The sequence below is a fragment of the Rhodobacter lacus genome (assembly GCF_042683065.1).
Lineage (GTDB): Bacteria > Pseudomonadota > Alphaproteobacteria > Rhodobacterales > Rhodobacteraceae > Rhodobacter > Rhodobacter lacus.
In genome coordinates, this window is sequence record NZ_JBHUIX010000013.1 from 59,935 (window position 1) to 78,649 (window position 18,715).

17 protein-coding genes and 1 tRNA gene are annotated in these 18,715 nt (G+C 65.6%); 8 read left to right on the forward strand and 10 right to left on the reverse strand.

Annotated elements, in window-relative coordinates:
* Positions 1–24: 24 nt before the first annotated feature.
* From ACFSM0_RS12495 to ACFSM0_RS12530, 8 genes are all read right to left on the reverse strand, one after another.
* Positions 25–3,387 carry a Hint domain-containing protein gene (locus ACFSM0_RS12495; protein WP_377390843.1) on the reverse strand — a complete coding sequence of 1,121 codons (3,363 nt, stop codon included), beginning with the start codon at positions 3,385–3,387 and terminating at the stop codon, positions 25–27.
* 186 nt (positions 3,388–3,573) lie between these two features.
* The gene (locus ACFSM0_RS12500; RefSeq protein ID WP_377390845.1) at positions 3,574–4,524 is read right to left on the reverse strand and encodes an AEC family transporter; all 951 of its coding nucleotides are present in this window, start codon (positions 4,522–4,524) and stop codon (positions 3,574–3,576) included.
* Positions 4,521–5,324: an MBL fold metallo-hydrolase gene (locus ACFSM0_RS12505; RefSeq protein ID WP_377390847.1), complete on the reverse strand. Its 804-nt coding sequence runs from the start codon at positions 5,322–5,324 to the stop codon at positions 4,521–4,523. The genes ACFSM0_RS12500 and ACFSM0_RS12505 overlap by 4 nt, the downstream gene beginning before the upstream one ends.
* Positions 5,317–6,111: a TatD family hydrolase gene (locus ACFSM0_RS12510; RefSeq protein ID WP_377390849.1), complete on the reverse strand. Its 795-nt coding sequence runs from the start codon at positions 6,109–6,111 to the stop codon at positions 5,317–5,319. The genes ACFSM0_RS12505 and ACFSM0_RS12510 overlap by 8 nt, the downstream gene beginning before the upstream one ends.
* A 15-nt stretch (positions 6,112–6,126) precedes the next feature.
* Positions 6,127–7,242: a DNA polymerase III subunit delta' gene (locus tag ACFSM0_RS12515; RefSeq protein WP_377390851.1), complete on the reverse strand. Its 1,116-nt coding sequence runs from the start codon at positions 7,240–7,242 to the stop codon at positions 6,127–6,129.
* A complete protein-coding gene (tmk, locus tag ACFSM0_RS12520; RefSeq protein WP_377390853.1) occupies positions 7,239–7,862 on the reverse strand; it encodes a dTMP kinase in 624 nt (207 codons plus the stop codon). The genes ACFSM0_RS12515 and tmk overlap by 4 nt, the downstream gene beginning before the upstream one ends.
* 3 nt (positions 7,863–7,865) lie before the next feature.
* On the reverse strand, positions 7,866–9,041 hold the full coding sequence (locus ACFSM0_RS12525; protein ID WP_377390855.1) for a D-alanyl-D-alanine carboxypeptidase family protein: 1,176 nt from the start codon (positions 9,039–9,041) through the stop codon (positions 7,866–7,868).
* Between the two features lie 13 nt (positions 9,042–9,054).
* Positions 9,055–9,957: an SPOR domain-containing protein gene (locus ACFSM0_RS12530; protein WP_377390857.1), complete on the reverse strand. Its 903-nt coding sequence runs from the start codon at positions 9,955–9,957 to the stop codon at positions 9,055–9,057.
* 202 nt (positions 9,958–10,159) lie between these two features.
* Here ACFSM0_RS12530 and ACFSM0_RS12535 point away from each other — a divergent pair.
* Positions 10,160–10,249, forward strand: a tRNA-Ser gene (locus tag ACFSM0_RS12535).
* Between the two features lie 796 nt (positions 10,250–11,045).
* Here the strand turns inward: ACFSM0_RS12535 and ACFSM0_RS12540 are convergent.
* Positions 11,046–11,600, reverse strand: a complete 555-nt coding sequence (locus ACFSM0_RS12540) for an RBBP9/YdeN family alpha/beta hydrolase (RefSeq protein ID WP_377390859.1) — start codon at positions 11,598–11,600, stop codon at positions 11,046–11,048.
* 128 nt (positions 11,601–11,728) lie between these two features.
* Positions 11,729–12,202: an Lrp/AsnC family transcriptional regulator gene (locus tag ACFSM0_RS12545; protein WP_377390861.1), complete on the reverse strand. Its 474-nt coding sequence runs from the start codon at positions 12,200–12,202 to the stop codon at positions 11,729–11,731.
* 165 nt (positions 12,203–12,367) lie between these two features.
* Between ACFSM0_RS12545 and ACFSM0_RS12550 the strand changes: the two genes are divergently transcribed.
* The 7 genes from ACFSM0_RS12550 (at position 12,368) to anfD (ending at position 18,709) form a co-directional block, all read left to right on the forward strand.
* Complete coding sequence (locus tag ACFSM0_RS12550; protein ID WP_377390863.1) at positions 12,368–12,820, forward strand: Rrf2 family transcriptional regulator; 453 nt, start codon at positions 12,368–12,370, stop codon at positions 12,818–12,820.
* Positions 12,821–13,003: 183 nt separating this feature from the next.
* A complete protein-coding gene (locus ACFSM0_RS12555) occupies positions 13,004–13,258 on the forward strand; it encodes a hypothetical protein (RefSeq protein WP_377390865.1) in 255 nt (84 codons plus the stop codon).
* Complete coding sequence (locus tag ACFSM0_RS12560) at positions 13,255–13,443, forward strand: hypothetical protein (RefSeq protein WP_377390867.1); 189 nt, start codon at positions 13,255–13,257, stop codon at positions 13,441–13,443. Before ACFSM0_RS12555 ends, ACFSM0_RS12560 begins: the two co-directional genes overlap by 4 nt.
* 68 nt (positions 13,444–13,511) lie before the next feature.
* Positions 13,512–13,835: a hypothetical protein gene (locus ACFSM0_RS12565; RefSeq protein ID WP_377390869.1), complete on the forward strand. Its 324-nt coding sequence runs from the start codon at positions 13,512–13,514 to the stop codon at positions 13,833–13,835.
* 491 nt (positions 13,836–14,326) lie between these two features.
* Positions 14,327–15,943 carry a sigma 54-interacting transcriptional regulator gene (locus ACFSM0_RS12570; RefSeq protein WP_377390871.1) on the forward strand — a complete coding sequence of 539 codons (1,617 nt, stop codon included), beginning with the start codon at positions 14,327–14,329 and terminating at the stop codon, positions 15,941–15,943.
* 286 nt (positions 15,944–16,229) lie between these two features.
* Positions 16,230–17,057, forward strand: coding sequence for a nitrogenase iron protein (gene nifH / locus ACFSM0_RS12575; RefSeq protein WP_377390873.1), 828 nt, complete (start codon positions 16,230–16,232; stop codon positions 17,055–17,057).
* Between the two features lie 68 nt (positions 17,058–17,125).
* Complete coding sequence (gene anfD / locus ACFSM0_RS12580) at positions 17,126–18,709, forward strand: nitrogenase iron-iron protein, alpha chain (protein WP_377390875.1); 1,584 nt, start codon at positions 17,126–17,128, stop codon at positions 18,707–18,709.
* The last annotated feature ends 6 nt before the right edge of the window (positions 18,710–18,715 follow it).

Below are 18,715 nucleotides of genomic sequence, written 5' to 3' on the forward strand. Positions count from 1 at the left end.
TCAACAGTCATTTCCGACAGGCTGTCACAGAGTTCCGACCTGCGCGGGCAGGCTTTGGAAACCGTCCGAATGCGTCTTCTCGCGGACAATGTGCGACCAGTTCAAACATGTCGCACGATCAATTTCTTGGCGCCTTAAAAACGGGGCTGCCGGGGGGGAATAGCACTCTGCGACACTTTTGCACCCCCAGAGCACCTGAGCGAGCTGCGGACGGGTGCGAATCAGCTGTGCGCAGGCGGTTTTGTCGAGCCCCGAGAGGCCCTGACGACCGGGCCAGAAGCTCTCGACCCAGAGCCCCGCAACCGAAATCACCGCGTGCCGGGGCAGGAGCAAATGATGATAGCGCACCACCGCGCCGGGCCTTGCCATCCCGCGCATCACCCGCGCGCCGCCCCAGCCGGTTGCCGCCAGATGCCCGGCCCGGGCAAGCGCGCCGCGGCCCTCGGGCACCAGGATCGCATGCAGCGCCGAAAGCCGCACGGGGGCGGTGTTGCCCAGTTGCCCCGCGCCGATCTCGATCGGCACGCGCCGCGGATCGGCTGCCATCTCCGCGCCGGAAACCGTGCGCACACCCGCCCAGAGCACCGGTTCTGCCCTGCCGGCGGCGGTCAGCACCAGATCGCCGGGCTGCAACTGCTCGACCGGCACCGGGCCGCGGGGCGTCTCCACCGGGCTGCCCGCAACGAGGCAGGGGATGCCCATCTTGTGCAGCATCGGCGCCTTTTCGACCGTGAGCGGGTCCACGCCAAGCAGCGTCACCGATGTGCCATCGGGGAAGGTCAGCACGGCATTCCCCGAGCCGTCATTCCCGACCGTCACATCCCAGGCATTGACGGGATTGCCCTCTGCGTCGGTCAGGCCGCTGACATCGAGCTGATCCGTGGTCAGCCCCGAAACCAGCGTCATGTCGAAATCGGTGACGGTGTCGGTGCCGTCCCCGTCCGACATCACATAGGTATCGGCGCCGGTGCCGCCGGTCAGCGTATCTGCGCCGGTGCCGCCCGTGATCGTGTCATTGCCCGCGCCTGCAAAAATGCTGTCATTGCCGTCGCCGCCGGTGATCAGGTTCGATCCGGCGCCGCCCGTGATCGTGTCATCGCCGGCGCCGCCGTCAAGCGTGTCATTGCCGGTCGTGGTGGAGCCGACAAGGCTGTCATTGCCCGCGCCGCCTGAGAGGCTGTTTGCCCCGGTTCCGGCAATCAGCGTGTCATTCCCCTCACCGCCCAAAAGCGTGGAATTGCCCGCGCCGCCGTCGATGTAATCATCCCCCAGCCCGCCATCGACCACATCATTGCCGCTGACGGAATAGATCGTGTCATTGCCCGCGCCCGCAAGGACGCTGTCATTGCCGGAGCCGGTGGTGATGCTGTCACCGAAGGCCGAGCCGGTAATGGTATCATCGCCCGCGCCGGTGCTGGCGATGATCCCGCTGCCCGAGGCGGTGCCGTCGAAAGTGTCGGCGTAAGCGGTGCCGTCGATGGTCTCGATCTCGGAGAAGGAGTGGACCGTCGGGTCGCCGCTGAAGGTGATCGTGCCGGTCTCGACGCCGGTCCAGGTGACTGTCGCGCCAGCCCCCGACAGCAGGACCGTGTCCGTGTCGGTGCCGCCCTCGCCGCCCCAGATCGTGGTGGAACCTTCGCCAAAGTTCAGAAGGAACGTATCGGCATCATTGTCGCCATAAAGCAGGTTTGCCCCGGTGCCCCCGGACAGCGTATCATTGCCCGCACCGCCAAAGATCGTGTCGTTGCCTGCCTCGCCGTAAAGAAGGTCATTGTCGAGGCCGCCAAGGATCGAATCCGCGCCATCGCCGCCCCAGATTGTATCGGCGCCATCGCCCCCCCAGATCGTGTCGCTGCCGGTTCCGCCATAGACGAGATCGTTTCCCGCCTCGGCATGCAGCTGGTCATCGCCATCCCCCCCGTAGATCGTATCCGACCCGCCGCCGGTGAAGACCGTATCGTTGCCGGTGCCGGCATCGACGAAATTGCTGTAGGTCTCGGCCAGAACGCCCGCTTTGTCGTCGATGTAATCGTTGCCATCGCCGCCATAGACAGTGTCATTGCCAAAACCGGAATAGATCGTGTCATCGCCCGCACCGCCAAGGATGCAGTCGGCGCCCGAGCCGCCAAGGATGCTGTCATTGCCCGCTTGCCCGTCGAGGGTCAGCCCCGAGCCATCGGCCGCGGCATTGATCGTATCCCCTTGGGCGGAGCCATAGATCGCCTCGATATTGTCGAACGTGACCGTGTTGAAACCGTCTGTCGCCGTGCCGTCTTCCCAATCGGTGTAGGTGACAGAGATGCCGGGGCCGACGAAATACGAGAAATCGAGCGTGTCGAAGTCGCTGCCGCCTGCGGTGGTCGTGGTGCCGCCATAAACGGTGTCATGGCCCCAACCGGCTTCGAAATAGAACCGGTCCGCATCGGCGTCCCCGTAAAGGATGTCGTCGCCGGCATTGCCGGCCATATAGTCGGTGCCATCGCCGCCGTGGAGCGTGTCGTTCTCGGTGCCGCCAAGGATGATGTCCGTGCCGGCGCCGCCGTCGATCGAGTCGCTCCCCGCGCCCCCCTCGATGCAATCATTGCCGGTGCCGCCGAAGACAGTGTCGTTGCCGTCTTCGGCATAGATCGTGTCATTGTCGGCGCCGCCATCGACGTAATCGTTGCCCGCCCCGGCATAGATCGTGTCGTTGCCTGCGTCGCCATAAAGCGTGTCGTTGAAAACGTAGCCGCTCGAGCCGTTGTAATCGTCGATGTAATCGTTGCCGTCGCCGCCATGAACGAAGTCGCCGCCGGTGCCGAACTGAATGGAATCGTTGCCGCTGCCGCCATAAATCGTGTCCGACCCGGCGCCGGTGGTGATGGTGTCGTCGCCCGCCCCGGCAAGGATCGAGTCATTGCCGGTGCCACCGGTGATCGTGTTGACAAGGTCGGGGTCGAAGGTGGTTGAGGCGAGCGCGCTGTAATTGACCGGTGAGACGAAATCGTCATTGGTGGTCACAACATAATGCACGCCCGGCGTCAGCGGAGCCGAGGTGACGGTGCCAACAACCACGTTGTTGACCTCAAGCACATAGAGCTTGATCGTGCTGCCGTCCGGCGCCGTGAAACCGAGGGCCGACTCGATGTAGACTTGGCCCCAGTGAGTGAGCGTGCCGGATGGATCGCGGACCTCGATGGTCTGGGTCCAGTCATCCCCGAAGTTGTCGAAGCTGTTGTCGCCCGAGAGGGTGGTGTCGTCGGGGTCGGTGAAGGTGTAGGTGGTGCTTCGGGTTGAGGCGTCCCAGGCCGGATCGAGCATGAACCCGGACCCGACGTTCAGCGTGCTCCCGCCGCCGTCGATCAAAAGATCCTGCCCGTTGAACCCCTGGAGAACCCAGGTTGTCATAAAAGCTCCCAGCCCAAGGCCCAGTTTCGCGTCGTTTCAGGGGGGCGTGTTTTGCACCGGGTCCCCCGCCTGCGAGAATGCGCATTGCATCTGAAGGGGCGGTTAATGCGGCCCAGAAATGATGCGTCAATTTGCCGGTTCCGGGCTGCGAAAGGGGCAGGGCGGGCGCGCCCGCCGTCAGGCGTATCAGGGCAGGATCGAGAGCCAGAGCGAGATCGTCAGGATCGAGCCTGCGGTTGCCACGAGCACGCTTGAGGCGGCAACCCGGCGCGCCGCGCCATACATGTTGGAGAACAGATAGGCGTTCACGCCGGGCGCCATCGCCGCGGTGAGCACGGCCGAGCGCAGCGCGGGCGTGCCAAGATCGAACACGAAACGGCCAAGCCCGTAGGCGATGGCCGGGTGCACCAGCAGCGACAGCATGGTGACCATGGCAATCGCGCGCCCGTCGCCCTCGGGGCGGTAACGCACCAGCACGCCGCCAAGGCCAAAGAGCGCCGCGGGCAGCGCCGCGCCCGCGATCATGTCCATCGCCGACCAGACCGGGGCGGGCAGTGCCATGCCGGTGAGCGCTTGCCCCGCCTGAATCGTGAAGCCCGTCAGGATGCCGATCACGAGCGGCGTGCGCAAAACGCCGATCAGCGCATTGAGCCCGACCCGGCTCAGCCCCGCGCCCGTGCCATGGCTGCGCACGGCCTCCATTGCGACAATGCCGATGGCGTAGAGAAACGGCGAATGGATCGAGATGATGGCGAAGTTGCCGGAAAGCGCATCATGCCCATAGGCGCGCTCGGTGATCGGGATGCCGAGGAGGAGCGAGTTGGAGAACAGGCAGGCAAAGCCGATCGCCACCGCATCCGGGCCGGTGCGTCTGAGCCAGAGCCGTGCCGCGCCTGCGCCGATGACAAAGGAGATCAGCGCGCCCGCGTAAAAGCTCACCATCAGCCCGAAGTCGTAGCTTGCGCCAAGGTCGAGCTTGGCAATCGAGCGCGCGAGCAGCACCGGCACGGCAAAGTTCTGCGCAAAGCGCATCAGCCCCTCGACCGCGCTTTCGGAAAAAAGCCCTTTCCACGCAACGATATAGCCGAAGCCCAGCACGAGGAAGACGGGCAGGATGACGTCGATCAACGCGCTCATGGCGCGGCCATCTCAAGCACCATGCCGTCATAGGCGGCGCGGATATGCGCAGGGGTCTCGGCCTCGACATCGCTGTGATCAAGGTCGATATGCATATTGGTGAGCACGGCGGTTTTCGCCCCCGCGCGCGCGATCCATTCCAGCGAGAGCGCCAGATGCGCATGGCTCGGATGCGGCTTGCGGCGCAGCGCATCGAGCACCCAGCAGTCAAGCCCTTCGAGCGCGGCCCAGGCGGGCTCCGGGATCGCCGAGACATCGGGCAGATAGGCAAGCCCCCCCACCCGGAAGCCAAGCGCCGGGATATTGCCGTGCTCGACCTCAAAGGGAATGAAATCGAGCCGCCCCCCGGCGCCATCCACGCCAAAGGGCCCGGTGATCTCGTGCAGATCGCAAATCGGCGGGTAGTCGCTGCCTGCGGGCTGCACGAAGGCATAGCCGAAGCGGTTGATCAGCGCATCCGTGGTGGGCGCATCGGCCCAGACCGACAGCCGCGCGCGCATGTTGAAGGTGATCTGGCGGATGTCGTCGAGCCCGTGCAGGTGATCGGCATGGGGATGGGTGAAGGCCACCGCATCGAGTGTGCCGATCCCGGCGCGCAACAGCTGCTCGCGCATATCGGGCGAGGTATCGATCAGCACCCGGGTGATGCCCGCGGCGCCCACGCGTTCAACGAGCATCGAGCAGCGCGTGCGGCGGTTTTTCGGGTTTTTCGGGTCACATTCGCCCCAATGCCCGCCGATCCGCGGCACGCCGCCCGAGGAGCCGCAACCGAGGATGGTGAAGCGGAGCCGGTCAGCCATGGCAGGCCTTTGCGAAAAGCCGCTCGAAATTGGCGGTGGTGGCAGCCGCGAACTCCTCGAAGCTCAGGCCAAACACCTCGGCGCCGACCTTGGCGGTATGGACGGTGAAGGCCGGCTCATTGCGCCGCCCGCGATGCGGCGGCGGGGCGAGATAGGGGCTGTCGGTCTCGACGAGCACGCGCTCCAGCGGCACCTTGGCGAAGATCTCGCGGATCTCGCCGCTTTTGGGGAAGGTGGCGACGCCCGACATCGAGAGATAGAAGCCAAGCTCGATGGCCGTTTGCGCAAGCGCCGCGCCCGACGAAAAGCAATGCATCACACAAGCATAGGGCTTGCGCTTCATGCCCTCGGTCAGGATCGCGGCCATATCCTCATCGGCGGCGCGCGAATGGATGATGAGCGGCAGCCCGGTCTCTTGCGCAGCCTCGATATGCAGGCGCAGCGAAACTTTCTGCACCTCGGCGCTGTCGGCGGTGTAATGGTAATCGAGCCCGGTCTCGCCGATGCCGACGAATTTCGGATGCCGGGCGAGGGCGACAAGCTCTTCGACCGTCGCCATCGGCTCCTCGGCGGCGCTCATCGGATGCGTGCCCGCAGCCCAGAACACGCCCTCATGGGCCTCGGCAATCGCGCGCACCTGCGGCACGGACCGCAGCCGGGTGCAGATCGTCACCATCCGCGTCACGCCTGCGGCCTTGGCGCGGGCGATCACCTCGGGCAGTTCCGCGCTCAGTTCGGGGAAATCGAGATGGCAGTGGCTGTCGACGATACGGGGCAGGGTGGTCACGTCTCTCTCCTGCCGCTAGGGGGCGGCGTTGATTGCCAACACCATATCCATGACCAGCGCGGCGGGGTCAAGATTGACCGCCTTGCCGTGACGCGCGCGCGCGCCCAGATCCTGATGCAGCCCGGCCCATTTCAGTGCGGCCGCGCCATCGGGGGAGAGCCGGGCCATCAGCTTTGCCTCGCCCGGCGCCGCCTCGGGCATCGGCGGGCCGGTCAGCCCCGCGCGCGCGAGCCGGGACAGGAACAGGTCGATCAGCCGCAACATCAGATCAAACCGCGGCTCATTGGCCCGCCCGGTCACCGATTCCGCCAAGGCCCAGGCGCGGGTGCGCTCCAGCCGCGGCAATGAGCCGAAAAGCGTCACGAGCGCAGCATAGCTTTCAAGCCCGTCGAGGTTGATCAGCCGCAGCGCCTCTCCCACCGAGCCGCCCGCAAGCGCCGAGAGCGCAAGGGTTTGCTCTGCGCTCACCTCTGCCTCGGCGGCGCTGAGGGCCAGCGCGAGCTCTTCGGGCGGCAGGGTGGTGAGCCGCAACTCGCGGCAGCGCGAGCGGATTGTGGGCAAAAGCCGCGCAGGCTGGTGCGTGACGAGCAGAAAGGTGACAAGCGGCGGCGGCTCTTCGAGCAGTTTCAAAAGCGCATTGGCGCCCGCGGTGGCAAGCTCGTCGGCGGCGTCGATCACCACCACGCGGCGCCCGCCATCCGCCGCGGAGAGATGCAGGAAGGAGGTGAGCTTGCGCACTTCCTCCACCCGGATATCCTCCGAAAGCGCGCTTTTGGTGCTGTTGAGCCCACGTTTGAGATGAAAGATGCGCGGTTCCGCCTCGGCCAGGATGCGGCGGCACACCGGGTGCTCGGGGTCGGCGTCAAGGCTGCGCGGCGGTTCGGGGGCGCCAAAGAGCCCGCCGCCCTCTTCAAGCGGCTGCGTGAGCAAAAACCGCGCGATGCGCCAGGCGAGCGTGGCCTTGCCCACGCCGCGCGGGCCGGTGAGCATCCAGGCATGATGCAGGCGGCCAGAGGTGAAGGCCTCCAGAAAGGCTTGTTCGGCGTGCGCCTGCCCGTAAAGCCGCGCGGTCTGGCGCGGATGCGGCGCGCCCTCGACCGCGGTCGGGTCCGGGAAGTCGGTCGTGCTCATCCGGCGCGCGCCGCAAGCGCTGCGGTGGCGAGCGCGCACACCTCGGCGGCAACGATCTTGGCCGGGCGGGCGCCGTCGATCACCCGAAACCGGGGCGCAAATTCCTTGGCGAGCGCGAGAAACCCCGCCCGCATGCGCGCCTGCATGCCAAGCCCCATATCCTCGAACCGCTCCTCATGGCCCTGCCGCCCCTTGGCGCGGGAGAGCCCCACCGCGGGGTCAATGTCGATCAGAAAGGTGAGGTCCGGCTCTTGCCCGATCATCAGCCGGTGCAGCGCATCCACCTGGGCGCGCAGATCCCCGCGCGAAAGCCCCTGATACATCCGGGTGCTGTCTGCGAAGCGGTCGCACACCACAACCTTTCCGGCAGCAAGCGCGGGGGTGATCGTGCGTTCCAGATGGTCGCGCCGGGCGGCGGTGAAGAGAAGGATCTCGGTCTCGGCAGACCAGCGCTCGGGATCGCCCTGCAACACAAGCGCGCGAATTTCTTCTGCGCCGGGGCTGCCGCCGGGCTCGCGCGTGCGCACGACACTGTGCCCCGCCGCCCCGAGTGCTTCCGCAAGGAGCCGCGCCTGGGTGGATTTGCCCGATCCGTCGATCCCCTCGAAGGTGATGAACATCGCTCAGCTGCTGGCGGTCATCGCCACGGCGCGCTCAAAGAGCCGCAGCGCCGCGGAGGTGAAGCGGGTCACAAAGCCCCCCGCCGGCACCTCTGCTTCCGCCACCAGCGGCACCACGCGCGGCGCGTCAAACCCCGGCACCGAGATCTCGAGCTGCCCGACCGTGGCGCCCGCCGCAACCGGCGCGGTAAGCGGCGCCGCAAAAACCGCCTCGGCGGTCACGCCGGCCGCCGCGCCCGCAGGCAGGAGCAGCGCGACATCTTCTGCCGGAACCAGTCCGACGCGCGACTGCGCGCCAAGCCAGACCGGCGCCTCGGCGAGCCGGGTGCCCTTTTCGGCCACGGTTTTGAGCACGAATTGCCGGAACGCCCAGTTGGCCACGGCCTCCGCCTCTTGCGCGCGCTCCGCCTCCGAGCCAAGCCCCGAGAGCACGAAGACGATGCGGCGGTTGCCCATCACCGCAGAGCCGACAAGGCCGTAGCCCGCCTCTTCGGTATGGCCGGTTTTCAGCCCGTCGGCGTGCCAGTCGGCAGCGGCGATCTTCAAAAGCGGGTTGCGGTTGTGCGCATTCGCGGGGGCGCGGTTCTTGTAGTTGAAGGTTGTCTCCGCAAAGAGCGGATAATATTCGGGAAATTGCGTGATGATGCGCACGGCGAGCACGCCCAGATCATGCATAGACATGCGCTGGTTCGGATGCGGCCAGCCCGAGGCATTGGCAAAGCTCGATTGCGTCATGCCAAGCTGCGGCGCGCGTTCGCTCATCCGTTGCGCAAAGGCCTCTTCGGAGCCCGCAAGCCCCTCGGCCACCACCACGCAGGCATCGTTGCCCGAGTTGATCGCGATCCCCTGCATCAGATCGCGCACCGTGGGCCGGTCCATCTCGTTCAGAAACATCGTCGAGCCGCCCATCTGCTTGGCGCGCGTCGAGACGGCGAAGGTGGTGTCCATCGTCACCCGGCCCTCGCGCAGCGCCTCGAAGAGCAGGTTCAGCGTCATCAGCTTCGACATCGAGGCGGGCGGCAGCGCCACATCGGCGTTCTTTTCCAAAAGCACCGTCTGCGTTGTCAGGTCATAGACCCAGGCCGCGCGGGCGCGCGTTTCAAACGCGGCGGCGGGCAGCGCGGCAAGAAGGGCCGCGAGCAGCAGGACGAGGCGAAGGAACGGTTTTGCAAAGGTCATCGAGCGGCGGGCCTCACTTCGAAACAGGATAGGCATCGGCATAGCCGACGGATTTGATCTTGCGGATCAGCGCGTCGCGGTCCGAGCGGGAGGTGGCGGGGCCGGCGACGACGCTCCAGAACGTCTTGCCCTGGCTCTTTTCGGTGCGGATCGTGGCGATCACGCCCGCTTTGGAAAGCTGCTCGGAGGCGCGCTGGGCATTGGCTTCGGTGGAGAAAATGCCGATCTGCACGAACATCTTGGTGCCTGCCGCCGGTTTGGCAGGGGCGGGTTTGGCGGGGGCCGGTTTGGCGGCGGGCGGGGCGGCTTCTGCGCTGGCAATCGCGGCCCCCGCGCGCGCGGCGAGATCGCCTGCCGGGCGCGGCGGTGTGGCGCCTCCGGGCGGCGCCGCGATCGGCGCGGCGGCAATCTCTTCGGCGGCGGGCAGGCTGCCCGATGCCGTGTCCGGCGCGGCGGTCTCGGGCGCCTCTGCAGCCGCTTCCTCGCGGCGCAACGCAACGACAGAGAGCTTGGAGGGCGCGCCCGCCAGCACATCGAGCGCGGCAGCGGCATCGGAGGAGATCTGAAGTTTCGGCCCCGGATTGTCGCGTTCGCGCCGGAACAGCGCACCGATCACGAATTTGCCGTTCGCGGTGTTGCGAATGATCACCCGCTCGGGATCTTTCACGCCCGGATGCGCCACCCAGACGCCGCCCAGCGAGGGCCGCCCGTCCCAGAGCCCGTCTTCCTCGACCGAGAACACCTCGGGCGCCTCGACATCGCGTTCGACGAGCCGCGCGGAAGTGGCCTCGGGCACGGCGCCGCTCTCGTCTTTCGGCGCGCCTTTGAGAAAACCGAAGGGCTGGGTGCCCTCCTGGCAGCCGGCGAGCGCCGCCACGGCAGCGACAGCCCAGACCCAGCGGATCGAATGCGACATGCTCCAGAGCCCCTTTTTGGCGCCGGTGCGCCCCCTGACCCGCGCCCGGCTCACATTATTCTTCCGCAGCGGCAGGCCGCGGACGTTCGGAGCCAGCTTACAGGTTCCGATCCGGCAAGAAAAGCCGCCCGGGGGCGCGGGGCGAGTTTTCGTCACGCCGAGGCTTTCAGAATCGCGTGAGAGCGGCTAGGGCGAGCGGATTGGAAGTGTGGCCGAGTGGTTTAAGGCTCTGGTCTTGAAAACCAGCGAGGGGGAGACCCCTCCGTGGGTTCGAATCCCACCGCTTCCGCCACCTTCCGCGCGCCATGGATTTTGATTTGAAATCAATGCCGTGTAGGAATGGCAATCGCCCTTCCCACACATGTCGTGACTCATCTCTTTGCCCCGATAACTCTTGGAGACTTCAACAGATGCCTTCGTTTCGGGATGTCCTGAGCTGCAAGCACCGCGCTGACGTTCTCGAAAGCAGGCTAAAAACTGGTGGAGACATTGGCCGCACTGGCGAGCGGGCGCCCAGGACGTGATCCGCTCGCCGAAGGAAGTGGGTCATCTGCGCCGCGACCCGACTTCGGATCAGGTCACCCGACCCTCTCGTTCAGAGCGCCTTGCCCGGAGGGTGTGGCGCCCGAAGGGGCTTGTTGCGGCGGACCGCCGCCGGACACTCCGGGGGTCATGCCCGCCCGTTCCGACGGATCGGAGGCGCGCAGCGGGTGAAACGCCATGGGACCGCCGCGGGCCCCGCCACCGATGACAAGGAGATGTCGGTGTGACGAGGCCAATGGCTCATCTGCGTCCCTTCCGCCGCGCCCGCAGTCGGCGGAGGAGGCGCCCAAGGCCGCCCGCCAAGCCGCGATCTGCGGTGGTGGCGGTGGCTTTGGGGCGCGGTGTTGCGTCGCCGCGCCGGGGGAGGCGGCTTTCGCCGCGGGTCAAAAGCCGGATCAGGTCGGGGTCGATGCGTCCGTCAAGCATGGCCGGTCTGCGACGCGGTCAGTGCAACAGAATGGCGGCCACCAGCCCGCCCCAGCCGCCGAGCAGGGCGGCGAGGGTCAACCAGTCGTGCCAGAGCGGCGCGCGCTTGAAGAGCTGCTTCATGCGGTTTTTCCTCCCCGCTTTTGCCGGGGTTTCCGGGCCAAAAGCTGGTCGCGCAGGGCCTTGCCGAGGGGCCAGGGGCCAAAGCCTGCCGCAAGGTTGATATGCCCGACCGCGCCCAGATCGACGAGGTTGGCGCCCCAGGCTGCCGCCAGCTCCGCCGTGCGCTCATAGCGCATCCAGGGGTCGTTGCGGCTGGCCACAAGGGTTGTGGGGACGGGCAAGGGGTGCCGGTCGGGGGTGTCGAAATGCCCGATCCGCCTTGCGCCTCTTGTATCGGCCGGCGCCACAAGCAGCGCGGCGCTGACCTCGATCTGTGGCCATTTCGCAATCAGCCGCGCGATCAGCACCGCGCCCAGACTGTGGCCCACCAGCACTGCGCCCGGATGCTGCAGCACCATTCCAGCCAGTTCAGCCTCCCAGGCCTCGGGCACCGGATGGGCCGGATCGGGCAGGTCGACCATCAGGGCGGTCGGGTCGGTGGCGGCCCACCAGTCTTGCCAATGCGGCGCAGGCGAGCCGTCCAGGCCGGGAACGAGCAGGGTCTTGATCATGGAAGCCTCCGTTCAGGCGGATCGTGGTCCATAATGTCTACCACGTGCGTCGTGATTGTGCGTTCCAAAGACCGGCGGAGAAAGAGAAGAAACCGGCTCTTGTGCGACGGCGGGCGGCGGTTTCGCTCTCACCAGCTCTTGGTGTCGATCGGGTAGGCGGTGGTGTGGCGCAGCCGCTCCATCGCGAAATGCGAGGTGATGTTGCGGATCGGCACGGCATCGGTGAGGCGGCGATAGAGCAGGTCATAGGCCGCCATGTCGGGGACGGCGACGCGCAAAAGGTAATCCATTTCGCCCGCCATGCGCCAGACCTCCATGATTTCGGTCAGCTTCGCCACCTCGGTGGCAAAGGTGTCGCGCCAGTCGGCCCCGTGATCGGGGGCCTCGATCGCCACGAACACCGTCAGCCCGAGCCCAAGCGCCTGCGGATTGGCGAGAGCCACCCGCTTTTCGATCACCCCGGCTGTTTCGAGCTTCTGGATCCGCTTCCAGCACGGCGTCTGCGACAGGCCCACCCGGTCGGCAATCTGCGCCACTGGCAAGGTCGCGTCGCGCATCAATTCGGCAACGATCTTGCGGTCGATCAGGTCAAGCTCTGCCATGCTATCCTCTGGGATTGGGGATGATGTGGCCAGCATGACAATAAAATACGAAATGTCCACAAGGATTGTAGATATTTATTCTCCCCCGCTTGCGACCCGGGCGAAAGCGGAAATCCCGACCGGATCGCTGTTGATTTGTGCGTTCCGGCCCCGTAATCCTGCCCGATGATCACTCAAAAGATGAAATACGCCCTCAAGGCGCTTCTGGAACTGGCCGACGAAGCCGGGCGTGAGGCGCCGCAGGCGCTGACGATCGAAGAGATCGCCACAAGGTCGGGGACGCCGAAGCGGTTTTTGGAGCATATTCTTCTCGATCTGCGCAAGGCCGGGGTTGTCAGTTCGATCCGGGGCCGTTCGGGCGGCTACGCATTGCTCAAACCGCCGACAGAGATATCGATCCCTGACTTGCTGCGCCGCATCGACGGGCCGATTGCGCCCTTGCCGTGCCTGTCGCGCACCGCCTATCAGCCCTGCGACGATTGCGCGGATGAGGCGGCCTGCCGCATCCGCAAGGTCTTTGCCGAGGTGTTCTGGTCTTATCTCGTGCTGATCGAATCGCTGACACTGGCGGACATGCTGCGCGCGGGTGGCACGGCTCCGGGCCAGGCTGCGGGCTGAAAATACTTTCGGATCAAAGGATTGACTGATTTTGCGCGGGGCGTCTGGAGATCGTTTCCCCTGTGGTCAGAGAATAATTCCCTCAAAAGACGACAAAGTTAAGCGTGAATCTTTTCTTGAAAAGACGACTTTCTGGGTAGAGTATTTGTGCAGTTGGTCCTCTGCTGCCAGAAAGGAATCGTCATGCCCCACGTCCTGCCGATCCACGCCGATCTCCGGCCTGCACCGCTGTTGCCGCTGCAGTTCGTCTCGCCGCTGCGCACGGCCGAGGCCTATGGCGTCCTGCCTCCTCCGTCAGAGGGGGGCGCGTGCGGCCCGGCGCGGCCGTCCTGGCTTTCGGACCCCGAAACCGATTGGCCCCCCGGGGCCGGGTTTGCGGTCGTGCTGATTGCCGCGCTGGTGTTTTGGGCGGCGGTTCTGGGCTGGCTCCTCGCATGATCGCCGCCGTGCCGCTTTATGCCGTGACACTGGTGGATCGCCGCACCGGTCAACCGCTTCGGGTGGGGGGCGTGGTGCAGACCGCGGTCACGCATGACCCCGCGGCCGTCAGCCGGCAGTTCCTGCGGCACCGCGATCCGCAGCCTTGGCGGATCGTTGTGCGCCCCCTGGTCGGGGCGGCCTGAGAGCCCGCCCGGACCCCGTCATCCCGCTGCTTCCCCCATTGTCCCCGCCCGTCACGGGAGGATTATGCATGTTTGCCCGAATGATGCTCGCCTTCACCACCCGTGCCGCGAGCCGCTGCGAATTGGTTGAGCATGACCTTGTCCGGCTTGCCGCAGATCTTGCGCGGCAGGGCTGGCGGCTGCGCTTTGCCGGTCCGCGCTGGGATGCGACCTGGTCGCGGGAGCGGGAGACGCTCCTTGCCTGCAAGGTGCTGGTGCTGCCCGATCCGGGGCAGGGCGGCTGGGCGCATCAACGCTGGGCAGGCCATCCCTTGCCGCCCGCGGCGGCCGGGTGCCAATGGCGGCCGCTGATCGCCGAGCGCCTGCGCCACCTTGCTCCGGGCATGGCCTGACCGGGCATGGCCTGACCCGTGCCGCCATGCCCCGCATCCCCGCCGCGCGGTTCTGATAGAGGATCGCGCGTTTTCGCGCGGCGCCCATGCTGCGATCCCGCCCTGCGAGAGCGTCAAGCCATGGACAATTGTCCCCGTGGCGCTGTTGCGCGAACGCGGCCCTGCGCGCATCGAGAGACTTCGGTCGGCCCTTTGGTGACGATGGCGTGGAGGCTCTCGCCCATCACCTGATGGGGGCAACAGGGTCGCGGCTGGGGCCATCAGGCGACCACCCGCCCGGCATGTGGCGGCAACTGTGCCGGTCTCTGCCCGCCGCCATCGCTTGCGGTTTGCCTGCGCGGCGAGCAGCGGCGCCCGAAAACCGCGCAGCCCGGCGGCAGCGGTCGCGCCCCCTCCCGCCCCGCGGCCGCAGCCGCGCGAAGCCCCTTGGCAGCCCGCGGCTCCCGGCGCAATTTCGTTATGTAGAATCACTTTATAGCGGAGGCCAAAGCATGTTCGGTGACAACGAGATCGAGGCGCTGGACCTCGGCGCGACCCGGCGCGAGGACGAATTCGGCCAGTGCTATTCGGGCGAATGTCGGGTCAACCTGCTGCCCACGCTCTACCGGCTCAACGCGCGCATCTCCGAGGCCGCGGATCTGGGCGCAACGCTGGCGCTGATCCTCGAGATGATGCGGGTGGAGATGCGGATGGACCGCGGTTCGGTGGCGCTGATCGACAGCCGGCGCGGGCAGGTGTTCATCCATGAAAGCTTCGGGCTGAGCCCCGAAGAGGAGAGCCGCGGCGTTTATGCGGTGGGGGAAGGCATCACCGGCAAGGTGGCGCAATCGGGCAAGGTGATCGTGGCGCCGCGGCTACACGAGAGCCCCGATTTCCTTGACCGCACCGGCGCTCATGCGCGCGAAGAGCGCCGCCGCGCGGCGTTTTTATGCGTGCCGATCATGCTCGGGCAACGGGTGCTGGGCACGATCGGGGGCGAGCGGTTCTATATCTCAAAACGGCTGCTGAAGCAGGATGCCGAGTTTCTGGCGGCAATCGCGCTGATGATCGCGCCGATGGTGGAGCTTTACCTGATCGCCAATGTCGAGAAGCTGGAGCTGGAGCGCGAGAACCGCGCCTTGCGCGACGCGCTGAAAGAGCGGTTCAAGCCGGGCAACATCATCGGCAATTCCAAGGCGATGATGGCCGATGTCTACGACCTGATCGGCAAGGTCTCGAAGACGCGGGCCACCGTGTTGATTTTGGGCGAAAGCGGGGTGGGCAAGGAACTCGTCGCCTCGGCCATTCACTATTCCTCGGACCGGGCGGCAAAACCTTTCGTGCGCTTCAACTGCGCGGCGATCCCCGAGACCCTGGCGGAAAGCGTGCTGTTCGGCCATGAGAAGGGCGCCTTCACCGGCGCTTTGGCGCAGCGCAAAGGGCTGTTCGAGCAGGCTGATCGCGGCACGTTGTTTCTGGACGAATTGGGCGAGTTGAGCCTTGCGGTGCAGGCGAAACTGCTCCGGGTCTTGCAGGACCGCACGCTTGAGCGGGTCGGCGGGTCGACGCGGGTGACGGTCGATGTGCGGGTGATCGCGGCGACCAACAGCGATCTGGCGCGCGCAGTGGCCGAGGGGCGGTTTCGCGAGGATCTCTATTACCGGCTCAATGTCGTGCCGATCACCGTGCCGCCGTTGCGCGAGCGCGGCGCGGATATCATCCTTCTGGCCGATCATTTCGTCGCCCGCGCCTGCGCCGCGATGGAGAAATCGGTCAAGCGCATCTCCACGCCCGCGCTGAACATGCTGATGGCCTATCACTGGCCGGGCAATGTGCGCGAGTTGGAAAACGTGATCGAGCGGGCGGTGATCCTGTCTGACGATGAGGTGATCCATGCCTGGAACCTGCCGCCCTCGGTGCAGACCGCGAAGGAAAGTGGCACGGCTTTGGGGGTGGGACTGGAGGAGAAGGTGCGGATCGTCGAGCAGGAGATGATCGTCGAGGCGCTGAAGGCGGCGGCGGGCAATATCGGGCAGGCGGCAGAGATGCTCGGGGTCTCACGCCGGGTGTTGGGGCTGCGGATGGGGCGGCTTGGCATCGAGGCGCAGCGATTCCGCGCGGCAGGCTGAGCGACCGGCCTTGGCCCACCGCGCCAACCCGACCCGGCCCCGCCCACGCGGGGCCTTTTTCGTGCCGGCCTGCGTTCGGTGGGCGACTTACCGAACGGTAACGCTTTACATAACGGTAATCGGGGCAGGGCCCAGGAGGCGCCTGAGGCTTTTAGAAAAGTTATTTAATGTCATGGTTTTGGTGGATTTTTTGCCGCGAAATCCGCCTTGGCACGCGCGCTGCTCTATCAGGGGCAGACGGCAGCGAAACGCCGTCTCCGGAGCAACCCTTCCCACGGAGACCCCAATGACTCGCAAGATCGCCATTTACGGCAAAGGTGGTATCGGCAAATCGACGACCACCCAGAACACCGCCGCAGCCCTTGCCTATTTCCACGACAAGAACGTTTTCATTCACGGCTGCGACCCCAAGGCCGACAGCACCCGTCTGGTGCTGGGCGGGCTGCCGCAGCAAACGGTGATGGACACGTTGCGCATCGAGGGCGCCGAGCGCGTCACCGTGGACAAGGTGGTCAAGACCGGCTTCAAGGACATCCGCTGCGTGGAATCGGGCGGGCCGGAGCCGGGGGTGGGCTGCGCCGGGCGTGGCGTGATCACCGCCATCGACCTGATGGAGGAAAACGAGGCCTATAGCGAAGACCTTGATTTCCTGTTCTTCGACGTGCTGGGCGACGTGGTCTGCGGCGGCTTTGCCATGCCCATTCGCGACGGCAAGGCCGAAGAGGTCTACATCGTCGCCTCGGGCGAGATGATGGCGATCTATGCCGCCAACAACATCTGCAAGGGTCTGGCGAAATACGCCCGGCAATCGGGCGTGCGTCTGGGCGGGATCATCTGCAACAGCCGCAATGTGGACGGGGAGAAGGAATTCCTTGAAGAATTCACCTCCGCCATCGGCACCAAGATGATCCACTTCGTGCCGCGCGACAACATCGTGCAAAAGGCCGAGTTCAACAAGCAGACCGTGACCGAATTCCAGCCCGAGGCCAATCAGGCGCAGGAATACCGCGAACTGGGCCGCAAGATCATCGAGAACGAGGATTTCGTGATCCCCAAACCGCTCGCGATGGATGAGCTGGAAGCCATGGTCGTCAAATACGGCCTGATGGACTGACGCGGCATCCCTGAGTTCGTGGGCGCCGCGCCCGGCGCCCTTCCCCCCTCTCGCATGGAGCAAGGCCAATGCCCTACCATGAGTTTGAAGTCTCGAAATGCATCCCCGAGCGGAAAGAGCACGCGGTGATGAAGGCGGCGGGCGAGGATCTGACCTCGTGCCTGCCCAAAGGCTACCTCAACACCATCCCCGGCACGATCTCGGAGCGCGGCTGCGCCTATTGCGGCGCCAAGCACGTGATCGGCACGCCGATGAAGGATGTGATCCACATCTCTCACGGGCCGAACGGCTGCACCTATGACACCTGGCAGACCAAGCGCTACATCTCGGACAACGACAACTTCCAGCTCAAATACACCTTCGCCACCGACGTGAAGGAAAAGCACGTCGTGTTTGGCGCCGAAGGCTTGCTGAAAAAGTCGATGCACGAGGCCTTTGACGCCTTCCCGAACATCAAGCGCATGACGGTCTATCAGACCTGCACCACCGCGCTGATCGGCGACGACGTCGACGCCATTGCCCGCGAGGTGATGGAAGAGCGCGGCGATGTCGATGTGTTCGTGTGCAACTCGCCGGGCTTTGCGGGCCCGAGCCAGTCGGGCGGCCACCACAAGATCAACATCGCCTGGCTGAACCAGAAGGTCGGCACCGTCGAGCCCGAATATCTGGGCGAGCATGTCATCAACTACGTGGGCGAATACAACATCCAGGGCGACCAGGAGGTGATGATCGACTATTTCAATAAGATGGGCATTCAGGTGCTGTCGACCTTCACCGGCAACGGCTCCTATGACAGCCTGCGGATGATGCACCGCGCCCATCTCAACGTGCTCGAATGCGCCCGCTCGGCTGAATATATCTGCGACGAGCTGCGCCAGCGCTACGGCATCCCGCGGCTCGACATCGACGGTTTCGGCTTCCGGCCGCTCGCGGATTCGTTGCGCAAGGTCGGGCTTTTCTTCGGCATCGAAGACCGCGCCGAGGCGATCATCGCCGAGGAATATGCGAAGTGGAAACCGCAGCTCGACTGGTACAAGGAACGGCTGCAGGGCAAAAAGGTCTGCCTCTGGCCGGGCGGCTCCAAGCTCTGGCACTGGGCGCATGTGCTCGAAGAGGAAATGGGCGTCAAGATCGTCTCGGTCTACACCAAGTTCGGCCATCAGGGCGACATGGAGAAGGGCGTTTCGCGCTGCGGCGAAGGCGCGCTCGCGATCGACGACCCGAACGAGCTGGAATCGGTCGAGGCGATCGGCATGCTCAAGCCCGACATCATCTTCACCGGCAAACGCCCGGGTGAGTTCGTCAAAAAACATGGCGTGCCCTATCTCAACGCCCATGCCTATCACAACGGCCCCTACAAGGGCTTTGAGGGCTGGGTGCGTTTTGCGCGCGACATCTACAACGCGATCTATTCGCCGATGCGCCAGCTTGCGGCGATCGACATCTCCGCCCCCGATGCCGCGATCACCTCGGGCTTCCGCACCGCGAAGATGAACGCCGATCTGACCGTCTCGGATGAGGTGAAGTTCAGCGAGGTGCTGCACGAATATACCGGCAAATACGATTCCATCGCCGAAGTGCGCGCCCGCAACCTCGCCTATGACGCCGCGCAAAAGGCCGCGCGCGACGCCGCCCAAACCGCTGCCGAGTGAGGGAAA